The sequence below is a fragment of the Calditrichota bacterium genome (assembly GCA_013112635.1).
Lineage (GTDB): Bacteria > Calditrichota > Calditrichia > Calditrichales > J004 > JABFGF01.
In genome coordinates this window covers 218,803-232,226 of the sequence record JABFGF010000005.1, presented here as the reverse complement: position 1 = coordinate 232,226, position 13,424 = coordinate 218,803, and the positions used below count along the sequence as shown (strand labels likewise).

The following is a 13,424-nucleotide window of genomic DNA, read 5'->3' as shown; positions in this document are numbered from 1 at the left end:
ATTTTTAAACTAAATTGTTATCTTTAATGTTGACAGGATGCAAAAGAAAATTATCTATAAAATGTAATTCATAAAATAAATAATAACACCTGTAACTGAAACATACATCCAGACTGGCCATACCCAGCGCGCAAGTTTTTTGTGGTTTACAAATTTTCCCTTAAATGCAAAATATACCAGCGATAAAATGAAAGGAACATTTATTCCGGCAAAAATTATATGTGGGATTAATATCCCAAAATAAACTGGGCGAGTCCAATCGTGATAAGGATAAGGAACACTGCCAACATTATAGTGATAAAACAAATATGATATTAAAAACATTGCTGAAATGATTAATGCTGAAATCATAAATTTTTTGTGAGAAACTTTATTAGCCTTCCGAATACTAATAAACCCCAAACTAAGCATGATTGCGGCTATACCATTTAGTAAAGCATTTAAGGTTGCCAGGTTTTCAATTTCCATATTGCAAAATCTTATCCTAATTAATTATAGATTGTTTTTTAAGTGATCAATATGTTCGTTCAATAAAGTAAGGCTTTCTTCCTCTTCATAATTATAATAGCCTCTGATAACACCATTTTCATCAATCAAAACAAATGCACCGCTATGCCCGCGAGGAAGTTCTCCACCAAGTTTAAAACCATTTTCGTATAGCGTTTCTATGGCCTCTTTTTCTGTTTTCAAAAATTGCCAGCGCTGATCTGCAACACCCCAGTTTTCAGCATATTCAATTAAAGCCTGTAACGAATCTCTTTCCGGATCTACGCTAAAGCTGACAAATTGAACGTCTTTCTGAGTTTCATATTTTTCATATATAACAGCCATTTTACGAGACATAACTGGGCAAATTCCCGGGCAATTTGTAAATATAAAATTAGCTACCGTTATTTTATCGTTAAAATTTTCGTTTGTATATGTATTACCAAGATGTGACTTAAATTCAAAGTCAGGCACTTCATAAAGTTCAGGAATAGTTGTTTGTTGTAATCGCCATTGTGCAAAAAATACAGAGCCGATTAGAAGAAGTAATAGTATTAATGCAGGAACCAGACGTTTCATTTTAGCCTCTTTGTATGTGTAAACTTTTGGAAGAAATATACAAAACAAATTCGTGGTCGGAAATATAAAAAAAGAAATAATGGACAAAAAAAATCCCGCCGAAGCGGGATAAAAAATTAATTGTCTTGATTATAAATAACAGCCTCTTTATTTATTGAGGGGCCTTCAATACTCTCAATTTCCCCACGATACATTGTGTCTAACATGGTAAAGCCAATAAATATGGCAAGAAAAATCAAGGATAAGACTAAGGCAGTTCCATACAGTTTGTTATCATATTTTAAATGCATAAAATACAAGGCTACCAGGCTTCCTTTTATTACAGCAACTGTCATGGCTACAAATAAATTAAATGCCCCAAAATCAAAACCGGCTACAATTACAGTAACAGCAGTTAAGACAAATAAAATCCCGGCAATAGTAAAGTAAACGCTTAATGGAAGTATGTGATGATGTGCTTGTGTTTTTTCTGTCATAATGCCCTACCCTATTAAATACAATAAAGGAAATAAAAATATCCAGATTAAATCAACCAGGTGCCAGTATAGTCCTGTCATTTCAATTGGTGTATAGTATTCTGATGAAAAATCATCTTTAATGGTTCGTACCAAAACCCAGCCAATCACGATCATTCCAAGAACAACATGAATTCCGTGTAATCCGGTCATAGTAAAATAAATACTAAAAAAGATATGCGGATTAACAGAAGTTAGTCCTTCATAAGTATAAAAATGCCCCGGTAATTGGCCAAGCTCAATTTTATGACTATACTCAAAGTATTTTACTACAAGGAAAGTAGCGGCCAGTAACAAAGTGACAACCAGCATCCAAACTGTTTGTTTCTTGTTATTCAACTGCATTGACCGAATGGAAAGAGCCATGGTCAAAGAGCTTGTTATTAAAACAAATGTATTCAAAGCGCCAAGGTTCACATCAAGCAAACTGCTTGTCTCAACAAACATCTCCGGATGCCAGGCACGATAAATGGCATAAAATGCAAATAATCCGCCAAATAGGAGAACTTCAGTCAACAGGAAAATCCACATTCCAAGCTTTGCAGTCTCCGCCTGTTGCTCCGCATCTGAGAAATGGTGCTGTAAATAAGATGGATGTTCTACGTGTTCCATATACCTCTCAATATATTATGATTAGTTTTATATTCGGCCATGAAGCTATTATATTTTAATAACAGCCGTTAACCTTCTGTGTCTTCTTTTTTGATTAACTTGTCGTCTATCACCATGCGCGTATCATAATCATATGGATCATGATCTAGCACTACATCATTTTCAAAATTGTGATGTATTGGAGGAGATTGAGTTTGCCACTCCAATGTCAAAGAACCCCATGGATTTTCAGGTGCTTTTTCGCCTTTAAACAAAGAGTGAATTAGATAAACCGCCATTAAAACAAAACCTGCTGCCAGTACCCACGATCCATACGATGAAAACGCATGTAGCGGCTGGAACTTGTCCAGGTAATTGTAATAACGTCTTGGCATCCCTTGTGACCCAAGGAAAAACTGGGTAAAGAATGTCATATTAAAACCAACAAAAACCAAGATAGCTGACCACTTTGCAAGGGTTTCATTATACATGCGACCCCAAATTTTTGGCCACCAGTAATGCAATCCACCAAAGAAAGCAATTACCGTCCCGCCCATCATAGTGTAATGAAAATGTGCAACCACAAAATAAGTATCATGCATATGTATATCTATGGAAATTGCACCAAGCATAATACCTGTAAAACCTCCTATGGCAAAGAGAAACATAAAGGACATGGCCCATAACATCGGTGCATCAAGTTTAATTCTGCCCTTATACATGGTAGCCATCCAGTTAAACATTTTTACCCCGGATGGGATTCCTACAAAAAAGGTTAAAAATGAAAATACAACTGCTGCAAGTTCTGATTGGCCACTTGTAAACATATGGTGTCCCCAAACCAGAAAGCTGATTAAGGCAATGGCCATACTTGAGTAAGCAATAAGTTTGTAGCCAAAAATTTTCTTTTGAGAGAATGTTGCAATTAATTCACTTATAATACCCATTCCAGGAAGAACCATTATATAAACTGCGGGATGAGAATAGAACCAGAAAAAATGCTGGAATAAAACAGGATCTCCGCCCATTGCCGCATCAAAAATACCAATTCCAAAAGCACGTTCCAGAATTAGCAGAACCAGTGTAATTCCTAAAACCGGTGTTGCAAGAATCTGAATAACGGCAGTAGCATATAATGCCCAAACCATTAGAGGCATCTTAAACCAAGTCATACCAGGAGCACGCAATTTGTGCACTGTGGCTATAAAATTGACTCCGGTAAAAATAGACGAAAACCCTAAAATAAATGCACCAAGCGTCATCGAAATTACAGCGGTTGACGTGGTTGTGCTGTATGGAGCATAAAAAGTCCAACCTGTATCAACAGCACCGGCAACAATTGAATAAAGAGCAAAAACGGCCCCAATTATATAAATATACCAGCTTGTCAAATTTAACCTTGGGAAAGCAACATCCTTTGCGCCAATCATTAAAGGAAGGACAAAATTCCCAATAGCCGCCGGTATTGCCGGAATAATAAAAAGAAATATCATTACCGCACCATGTAGCGTAAACATCTGGTTATAAGTATCAGCAGTAATAATATCCATGCCTGGTGACATTAGCTCTAACCGGATTACAACCGCAAAAATACCGCCCAGCAAAAATGAAATCATAACACCAAAAAGGTACATAACCCCAATTCGTTTATGATCCAAAGTATACAACCAGGACTTTATGCCTTTAAACTCATTTAAATAATTAACACCTGCTGTAGAACTCATACTTTTCCCTTTTACTTTACAGTTTTCAAATAGGCAATTAAGGCATCAATTTCATCATCCTTTAATACACCCTGATAGGTCGGCATTACCGGTTGAAATCCTTCAACAATCTCTGCCTGTGGTTCCAAAATAGATTTTCTTAAATAATTTTCATCAACGGTTATTGAATTACCATTTGTCATTTTTTCTTCCCTGCCGAAAATCCCCTTAAAAGTAGGGCCGACACTTGGGTTTCCATCAAGTGTATGGCAGGTAAAACAGGCTTTACTTGTATAAAGCTCAGCACCCCATTCGTCCGGCGGTAAATCGCTGCCGCTACTATTTGAGGTTAACCAGGTTTGATAATCTTCTTCTGTTACGACTTTAACCTTGCCAATCATATCCGAATGACCTTTTCCACAATATTCTGTACAAAATAAATCAAACTCGCCGGTTTCTGTTGCTTCAAACCATAATGTGGAATAGCGGTTTGGCAATACATCCATTTTTACACGGAAATTCGGAATAAAGAAACTATGGATTACATCTGTTGAAGACATAAGCAAATTAACTGGCTGATTAACCGGAACTACAAGCTCATTAGTAGTAGTTGCGCCTTCTTCGTAGTTAAATGTCCAAAACCATTTTTGGCCTGTAACTTTTATTTCCATTGGATTAGAAGGTGGGACATTCATTGTTAGATACGTTTTAAATCCCCAAACAAAAATAATAAACACTAGTATTGTAGGTACTACTGTCCAGAAAACTTCCAAACCAGTATGATGCGCAATACCCGGTGTAAATTGTGCTTCCCCTTTTTTCCGGTATTTCCAGGCAAAGAAAAAACTACCACCTGTTACCAGAATGAAGAAAAATATGGAAAGATATAAAACAAAATAAAACAGGGCATCAACTTCAGACGCTACCGTCGAACTTTGTCCAGGAAAAAATAGTGTTCCGTTCGGATCCATGTATGCTAATCCTTAATTAGTATTATTTTTGATTTTCTTAAACTAAAACTTTGTGTTTTTTATTTTCGCGAATCCAATAAATTGACAAAAAAGAACCTAAAATCAGTAGCGTAATTACCCCTCCAAGCCGCATTATATTTTTGGCAAAAGGTGTATAAGTATTTGCTGTTGCGTCATAATGATAACAGTATAAAAGTAACTTCTCAAGTGCACTTCCCACTCTTCCTTCTGACGCTTCTAATAATGCAAATTTTAAATCTTTAGGCTCATAATTCAAACCGTATAAATAACGCGAAATTTTTCCTTCAGGAGATAAAACAAATGCAACTGCCGGATGGGCATATTCATCGCGTTCTTCTACATAATAGTACTCAAAACCAAAAGCCTCTGTTAATGTATCTATTGCTTCCTGCGAGGCTGTAAAAAATGTCCAGTTTTTCTTTATCTCAGGATCACTTATTTCAGCCAGATAAAATTTTTTCTTTTTCCTTGCCAATTCAGGTGTTTCATCAGGATCAATACTTATTGTAATAACTTTGTACCTATTATCTGATTCCCAGTCTAATTTTTTAACACTAGCTGAAACCGCAGTCAATACTTGGCTGCATAACATGGGACAATCATAATAAGCAAAAGTAAAAAGAACCGGGACTTCGGAGTTAAAATAGTCAGTAAGAGATACAGTATCGCCCTGTTCTGTTGTTAATGGTACATCTAAAGGGATAAAACTACCGCTTTTTTCAAAAACATTTATTTTCTTTAATTCTTCTACATCATCTCTAACCTGCTGAGAAAAAAGCAGACCAAATGAGACCAGCAAAAAAATTATTAAAAGCCGCATATTACTTGTTATAATCCTGTACAACAAGCTTCATAGCAAGATCGATTGGTATTTGGTACATACCTTTTTCTTTATCAATTACCTTAAATCGGGTAAGCAGTTGGTTTTCAGCTTTCTGGATTTCCATAAGATCTTTAGCCGGATTATTCACTGCAGATTCTGTGATAGCATTTTCCATATTATAGACAAAATAATCACGGACAAAAACAACCATAACAATAATTAAAAGAACTAGACCGATTGTCCCTAAAATTAGCCCTTTTACACTTACATCTTTCTTTTCATATCCTGAAGACATATTGAATCCTAAATAAAATTAATCTTTAAACTTTAAACTTGATAGAGGCTTCTAAACGCCTTTCACCAACCGGAACCAGTGGATTACTGGTTAAATTATTCCAAAAATTCCAAAGGAAAAAACCACCAACAGCAAGAATAGTACTCAAATCCATCCAGCTAAAGGAAGGTCCGTGACCATGAGAAATTGCCGGTCTTATTAACCAGACCATGTCTACATAGTGCATGATTATCAGCCAGATTGCCACAAATTTTAGCCATGAAAAATTCCTTTTTGAAGCACGTATCAATACAGCTAAAAACGGAAATACAAAGTGGCCAAAAATTATTATCAGTGTAATGTTACTCCATCCGTTTTCCCAGCGTGTAAGATAATAAACTGTTTCTTCCGGGATATTTGCATACCAAATCAGGAAGTATTGAGAAAAACCCATATAGCCCCAAAAAATTATAAAGCCAAAAATTATTTTGGCCAAGTCATGATAATGCTCGACTGTGAAGGTATCTACTAAATACCCTTTTTTTCGAAGATTGAGGCCAAATAAAATCACAAAACAAAGGATCGCTAAAAAGTTGCCGGCAAAAAAGTAAAGCCCATAAATTGTAGAAAACCAGTGTGGTTCAAGGGACATAAGCCAATCAAAAGAAGCAAATGTAGATGTTAATGCAAATAAAATCATTCCCGGCGCACTGATCTGTTTCATTTTTAAAATGATCTTATCATCAGGATCCTTGTCCTGTTTTAAAGACAATTTGTATAAAACACGACTAATCAAAAACCAAACTGTAAAATAGAATACAGCGCGGATTATAAAGAATGTATTATTCAGGTAGCCTGCTTTTGCTGTCAGAATCGGATCACTTGCGACAACTTCTTCATGGGTCCAGTGATATAAGTCGTGCATTCCAAATAAAATGGGAATAAAAAATATTGCCAACAAAGGAAAACTGTACATGGCCGCTTCTGTAAACCTACGCATCACAATATTCCATTGTGAGCCAAACAGATGATTAACCAAAGTGAAAAACAATCCACCCAATGCAAACGTTAACCAAAATGTATAAGCAATCAGGTATGAATCATAGAACTGTTTGGGATCTATAAACCATCCTATGGCGCTTACCACCAAAAATACAGCTCCTACAATTAGAGCATTTCGCCCCAGTGTACCTTTATTCGAAATTGTATAATTACTCGTGTCTTTACTCATTTTTTTCTCTAATTAAGCTCGTTAAGTTTGTCTTTGGGTAAATCTTCTACAGTAGCAGTTTGCGTTCTTTGCAAAGCCCTTACATAAGCCACAATTGCCCAGCGGTCATTAACAGGAATTTGCTTTCTATAAGCAGGCATATTACGAACACCATTGTTTATCACTTCATAAATATAGCCATCATCAAAGGCTAAAACATTTTCCTGGAAGAAAGATGGTGGTGGTAAAAATCCACGTTTTGGTACAATACCTTTTCCATCACCGGATCTGCTGTGGCAAGGTGCACAAAAAATATCATATCGCTCTTGACCCCGTGCCATTAACCCGTGTGTAACTTCCATCGGGATTGTTTTAAGATAGTTTCCGTTTTCATCACGGCCACGATAGTAGGCATCATCTTCATTTAGTTCACCACGAGCAACTGTTCCTTCAACGAGCGGGCGCATGGTAAGTCCATCAGCAAAAAACTCACTCTCTTCCTGTGGATCATATCGCTGTTGGTCATCCATATTTGGATTTAAGTGAATGGCTGGCTTTTCTGAAGGAGTTCCCCGGAAACATCCAACAAATATAAGCGGCAGAACCACAAGGCTTAGTACCTGTTTTAACCATTTTTTAATATTTAATTTCAAAATAAACCTTCCCATTTTATTACCCTTCATCATCCGGTACAATTAGTTCAACATTTGTTCCACCGATTGATTCAAGAAAGCTTTTTGTTTTTTCAGGATCAAATTTAGGATCGTGTGCTTCTACACTGACAAAAAATCCATCATCATTGGCTTTTTTTGAAAAATTATCAGAATAAAAAAGCGGATGATGTAATCGAGGTAAACCATTTAAAACCAACATTCCAATAAGAGCAGTGCTGGCAGAAAGCAGAACCATAACCGCCCAGGAGGCAACACCAAATGCCTGATAACTAAAAAGTGGCTTTCCGGATAAAACCAAAGGATAATCTACAGCAGAAGTCCAGTACTGAAATAAGTACATGCCTGCGACAGAAAGAAAAGCAACGACACCTACCATATATCCCAAAGGAGAGCGTTTCTCGCCCATTGCATCATCCATTCCGTGAATCGGGAAAGGTGAATGGCAGTCGTATTTTTTATAGCCTTCTTTATTTACTTTCTCTGCTGCGTGTAAAAGATCACCAGGATCTTTAAACTCGGCTAAAACAGCCAATACATTTTTATCACTCATTATTTACTTTCTCCTTCATGTCCGTTATGCCCATAATGAGGGTCTGCTTGCGGAAGCACTCCTTTAACCTCAGACATTGCAATCATAGGCAAATGTTTGATAAACAATAAAAAGAGTGTAAAAAACAATCCGAAAACACCAATCATTAATGCGACATCCCAAAATGTTGGTGAAAAATAATCCCAGGCAGAAGGCAGATAATCCTTTGCAAGGGTTGTTACAATTATTACAAAACGTTCAAACCACATCCCGATATTTACAAAAATAGAAGCAACAAACATCACAGGTATGCTCCTTCTTAATTTACGGGACCAGAAAATTTGCGGAACCAGCACATTGCATGAAATCATTATCCAGTAAGCCCATGCATATTGGCCAAAAGCACGATTGACAAATGCAAAAGATTCGTAGGGATTGCCGCTATACCAAGCTACAAAAAACTCCATTCCATATGAATAGCCTACAATCATCCCTGTTAAAAGGATAATCTTATTCATATTTTCAAGATGTGTAACCGTAATAATATTTTCAAGGTTATATATTTTCCGCGCAATAATCGCCAAGGTCATCACCATAGCAAAACCGGAAAAGATAGCACCGGCCACAAAATACGGTGGAAAAATTGTCGTATGCCAACCGGGAATTACACTGGTTGCAAAGTCTGTACTAACCACACTATGTACAGAAAGAACCAATGGTGTAGAAAGACCGGCTAAAAGCAAATAAGCCAACTCATAATGCTTCCATTGTTTATTTCCACCTCGCCACCCTAAAGATGCAACACCAAGAATAATTTTACGAATTTTGTTGGTAGCACGATCACGCAATGTAGCCAAATCGGGGATCAAGCCTGTGTACCAAAACATAAATGAAACAGTAAAATATGTACCAACCGCAAAGAAATCCCACAGGAGAGGACTTCTAAAATTTGGCCACATATCCATTTGGTTTGGAATCGGGAAAAAATAATAGACTGCCCAAATACGGCCAACATGAATACCTGGAAAAATCAAGGCACAAATAACTGCAAAAATTGTCATCGCTTCGGCAAATCGGTTAATGGATGTACGCCACTTTTGTCTGAACAAAAAAAGCACTGCGGAAATCAATGTTCCGGCGTGACCAATCCCAACCCAGAATACAAAGTTTACTATCGCCCAACCCCAGCCAACAGGGTTATTTAAGCCCCAAATACCGGTACCTTCCCAAACCAGATAACCAATTGATCCAACCATTACCATCATTAAAGAGGAGAAAAAACCAAAAAGTATGGCCCATTCTTTGGTGGTTTTCGATTCAACTACTTTGGAAACACTTTCAGTAATAGATGCAAAAGTAGGGTTACCCGTAATTAAGGGCACTTTATAATCTACACTTGCATCTGTTTCAATGTTCTTCGAACTCACATTATACTCGCTATTTAATTAACTTACTGTTTCGATTAGTTTTTCAATTTCAGGATTTGGATTGCGTAACTTGGCCATAAATGTAGTGCGAGGCCTGATATTCAACTCTCCTAACATAGCGTAATTGCGGTTTTGCTTTTTAGCTTTTACAACATCGCTTTCAGGATCGTTTATGTTGCCAAAAACAATGGCCTCTGCAGGACATGCTTGCTGACAAGCTGTTACATAATCAACATCTTTAGCCTGACGACCTTCATTTTTTGCAGTAATCTTTGCACCCTGCAACCTTTGTGTACAATAAGTACATTTTTCCATTACACCACGGAAGCGAACAGTAACATCCGGGTTCTGTGCCATTTTAATTGTTTCAGGGTAATCATTAGTATAATTAAAAAAGTTGAAACGGCGAACTTTGTATGGGCAGTTATTTGCACAATAACGAGTTCCAACACAACGGTTATAAGTCATTACATTTAAACCTTCTTCATCGTGCAGAGTAGCCTGAACCGGACAAACCTGCTCACATGGAGCATTTTCACAATGCTGGCAAGCAACAGGCTGGTAAACCATTTCGGGATCATTTACATCACCTGCAAAATAGCGATCCAAACGAATCCAATGCATTTCACGGCCTTTTTCAACTTCTTCTTTACCGATAACCGGGATATTATTTTCACTTTGGCATGCAACCAAACACGTATTACAACCGGTGCATGTATTCAAATCTATTGTCATACCCCATTGGTAACCTTCTTCATAAGAATAATCTTCAAATAAAGATTCCAATGGTGGATGCTTAACCATATCAGGAGCAAAACTTGGATGCTGACGATACTGTTCAAGAGTAGCTTCACGGATTAGCGGACGCTCTTCCATTGAATTATGATCTTGAGTATTTGCCAATGCATAGGTTCGCCCTGTCTTTGTAATTTTTGCTCCATCTGCAGAAGTTGAGTTGGCCGAAGTTCTCAAAACATTGACATTAAATCCGGCACCATCTGCAATACGACCAATATTTTTCCTTCCGTAACCAAGCTCCAATGCAACAACATTGTCTGCAACACCTGGCGTAACCGAAACAACAATATCCATCGAACGCCCATTAACTGAAAGCGTTACCAAATCTTTTGAATTAACACCAAGTTCCTGAGCAGTTCTTGGATTGATTAAAGCGGCGTTGTCCCAGCAAAGTTTAGTAACCGGGTCCGGCGCTTCCTGCATCCAGCCGTTGTTTGCAAAACGTCCATCATACATAGAAGATGAAGCATAGAAAACAACTTCAAGATTTTCTTTTGACAGGCTATTATTGTTTAATTTCGTGTCAGAGATGAGTACCGAAACTGCAGAACTGTTGACAGAAGGAGCCGTATTATTTGATGCTTCATAAAGGCCATCATGTAAAACTTTGCGCCAACTTTTACCAAGAGTTGATGTTTTTAATAAACCTTTCCAGGTATCCTGAACAAGATCATGTCCTGTTTTGTTACTTCCTGAAACAACAAGGTTTAAGACTTCGAGATTGCTTTTACTATTATATAGTGGTTGAATAAGTGGCTGGGCAACAGAAAGTGTTCCATCTAGCGCCGCCGCATCTCCCCAAGATTCAAGGAAGTGAGACATTGGAATTAGCCAATTGGCATTTGCAGCAGTCTCGTCTTTATGTACAGCCAGGGAAATTTTGGTTTCTACTTTTTCTAGAGCTGCAGCAATATTTAGATCAGCTGCGGCAGAATAAACCGGGTTTGATCCAATCGTGACAAGCGTGTTAATTTTACCAGAATTTGCCATTGAAGCAAAATCAGCCAGATTACTATCTTCAAGAACCGCATAAGAGGGGTTGTGATATGTAACAGTAGCATTATTGTTTTTAAGCGCTTCATTAATTGCAAAAACCAAGGCATGTGTAGCAGCACTTTGGCGATGCCCTGCAACTACCAGCGATGTGCCTTTATTCTTTCTTAAATCGTCAACCAGGGCATTCACCCATTTGGATTCAACAACGCTGGTGTCAGCATTTGCAATACCCAAGGTAGAGGCCAGTTGACGTGCAAAACCTTCGATATTTGCCTGTGAAAGTTGCTTACGATGATCTGACATACCGCCCGTAATTGAGAAACTTGACTCTACAACATACAAACGGTTCATTTCATCTTTTTCAGATTCGACCCTGCGTCCTTTTGCAAACCCAAGGTTTGAAGATACAGACTCGACACCTGTTCCAAGAAAATCATTATCAAGTGAGACAATAACTTTTGCGTTTTCAAATTGATAATTCGGACGTAAAAGTTTTCCCGTGGCAGCTTGTAAACCTTTGTACATGTTGGCATAACTTACAGGTTCATCAATTACCCATATAGCTTTTGGAAATGCTTTCTTAAATGTACTGTATAATCCATGCAAAGTTGGAGAAGAAAACTCACCTGATATTACAGCAAGGCCTTCGCCCTGGTTTTCTGCAAACTGAGTATGTTTTTCTTTCCAGAATGCTACAAAGCTTTCCCAGTCAGATTGCTCACCTTCATGCATAATTTCTTTAGCACGATCCGGATCATAAAGGTTTAAAATTTCTGCCTGTAAAAAGGCATTTGTTTTTCCACGGGAAGAAGGATGTTTTTCATTTCCTTCAATTTTTGTTGGTCTTCCGCCATGGCTTTCAACAAGAAGCCCATAAGCGTGGGCACCAAAAGTTGCTGTGGTAGCATAGTATTGTGGAATTCCGGGAACCACATTTTCCGGAGCTTTTACATAAGGCACAATTTTTTCTACAGGACGCCTGCAACCGGCCAAGCCTGCAAAAGCAATTGATGCGCCCATCAAACCCAAAAATTTTCTACGAGAAACGGGATTTGTCATCTCGGATGCATTTTCAGGAAATTCACGTTCTAAAAACTGTTGAAATTCCGGCGTATCAGCAAGCTGATCCATGCTGCGCCAGTATTCTTTTCCACTAATATTTTTTTGTATTTCTTTCATCGATGACATCCTGAACAATCTATGGGAGGTGTGATATTTTTTTCTTTGATTACTTGCTGGGCAAATTCAGCCTGGTTGTCCGGCATTGTCCAGTTCATTTTTGTAACCTGGTCCAACGGGCGGATATGATTTTCCGGAGTGCGGTGGCAAGTTAAGCACCAGCTCATACTAAGTGATACTTTCTGCTCTACTTTGTCCATCGCGGCAACATTTCCATGGCAGCTTTCGCAACCAATACCAACATTAACATGCGCACTATGGTTAAAAAATGCGTAGTCGGGCAAATCATGAACACGAACCCACTCTATTGATTTTCCAGTAACCCAGCTTTCTCTTACCGGATCAAGTTTTGCATTATCTGTACCTATCAGTGAATGGCAATTCATACAGGTTTCTGTTGGTGGTACATTTGCTTTTGCAGAGACCTCAACAGCAGTATGGCAATAGCGGCAATCCATACCCAAATCTCCTGCATGCAATTTATGGCTGTAATCAACGGGTTGTTTTGGTCTATAGCCAACATCTGTATATTCCGGTGATCCATAATACCAGAAAAAACCTACCAGCCCACTGCTAAGGAAAATTACAATAACAGCAAGATAGACAGGCCACAAATTGGCACTTTTATTAAAAATTTGAGACAAGAGT

At 37.9% G+C, this 13,424-nt stretch carries 14 protein-coding genes; all 14 read right to left on the bottom strand.

Features of this window, described 5'->3' with window-relative positions:
• Positions 1-54: 54 nt before the first annotated feature.
• The 14 genes from HND50_14550 to HND50_14485 all read right to left on the bottom strand — a co-directional run bounded on the left by HND50_14550 (position 55) and on the right by HND50_14485 (position 13,420).
• Complete coding sequence (locus tag HND50_14550; GenBank protein ID NOG46459.1) at positions 55-468, bottom strand: DUF420 domain-containing protein; 414 nt, start codon at positions 466-468, stop codon at positions 55-57.
• A gap of 24 nt (positions 469-492) precedes the next feature.
• Complete coding sequence (locus HND50_14545; protein NOG46458.1) at positions 493-1,065, bottom strand: SCO family protein; 573 nt, start codon at positions 1,063-1,065, stop codon at positions 493-495.
• 116 nt (positions 1,066-1,181) lie between these two features.
• Entirely contained in the window at positions 1,182-1,541 is a 360-nt protein-coding gene (locus HND50_14540) for a cytochrome-c oxidase (protein NOG46457.1), read from the bottom strand.
• 6 nt (positions 1,542-1,547) lie between these two features.
• Positions 1,548-2,192, bottom strand: coding sequence for a cytochrome c oxidase subunit 3 family protein (locus HND50_14535; GenBank protein NOG46456.1), 645 nt, complete (start codon positions 2,190-2,192; stop codon positions 1,548-1,550).
• 68 nt (positions 2,193-2,260) lie between these two features.
• Positions 2,261-3,895: a cytochrome c oxidase subunit I gene (gene ctaD, locus HND50_14530; protein NOG46455.1), complete on the bottom strand. Its 1,635-nt coding sequence runs from the start codon at positions 3,893-3,895 to the stop codon at positions 2,261-2,263.
• Between the two features lie 11 nt (positions 3,896-3,906).
• Positions 3,907-4,845 (bottom strand): cytochrome c oxidase subunit II, encoded by a 939-nt coding sequence (coxB, locus tag HND50_14525; protein ID NOG46454.1) that lies wholly within the window; start codon positions 4,843-4,845, stop codon positions 3,907-3,909.
• 37 nt (positions 4,846-4,882) lie between these two features.
• Positions 4,883-5,686 carry an SCO family protein gene (locus tag HND50_14520; GenBank protein ID NOG46453.1) on the bottom strand — a complete coding sequence of 268 codons (804 nt, stop codon included), beginning with the start codon at positions 5,684-5,686 and terminating at the stop codon, positions 4,883-4,885.
• Between the two features lies 1 nt (position 5,687).
• Entirely contained in the window at positions 5,688-5,984 is a 297-nt protein-coding gene (locus HND50_14515) for a hypothetical protein (protein NOG46452.1), read from the bottom strand.
• 25 nt (positions 5,985-6,009) lie between these two features.
• Positions 6,010-7,194: a hypothetical protein gene (locus HND50_14510; protein NOG46451.1), complete on the bottom strand. Its 1,185-nt coding sequence runs from the start codon at positions 7,192-7,194 to the stop codon at positions 6,010-6,012.
• 8 nt (positions 7,195-7,202) lie between these two features.
• Complete coding sequence (locus tag HND50_14505) at positions 7,203-7,841, bottom strand: cytochrome c (GenBank protein ID NOG46450.1); 639 nt, start codon at positions 7,839-7,841, stop codon at positions 7,203-7,205.
• A gap of 4 nt (positions 7,842-7,845) precedes the next feature.
• Complete coding sequence (locus HND50_14500; GenBank protein ID NOG46449.1) at positions 7,846-8,397, bottom strand: DUF3341 domain-containing protein; 552 nt, start codon at positions 8,395-8,397, stop codon at positions 7,846-7,848.
• Positions 8,397-9,803: a polysulfide reductase NrfD gene (gene nrfD, locus HND50_14495; GenBank protein ID NOG46448.1), complete on the bottom strand. Its 1,407-nt coding sequence runs from the start codon at positions 9,801-9,803 to the stop codon at positions 8,397-8,399. Before nrfD ends, HND50_14500 begins: the two co-directional genes overlap by 1 nt.
• Before the next feature lie 18 nt (positions 9,804-9,821).
• Positions 9,822-12,776 (bottom strand): TAT-variant-translocated molybdopterin oxidoreductase, encoded by a 2,955-nt coding sequence (locus HND50_14490; protein NOG46447.1) that lies wholly within the window; start codon positions 12,774-12,776, stop codon positions 9,822-9,824.
• On the bottom strand, positions 12,773-13,420 hold the full coding sequence (locus HND50_14485; protein NOG46446.1) for a cytochrome C: 648 nt from the start codon (positions 13,418-13,420) through the stop codon (positions 12,773-12,775). The genes HND50_14490 and HND50_14485 overlap by 4 nt, the downstream gene beginning before the upstream one ends.
• Positions 13,421-13,424: the final 4 nt, after the last annotated feature.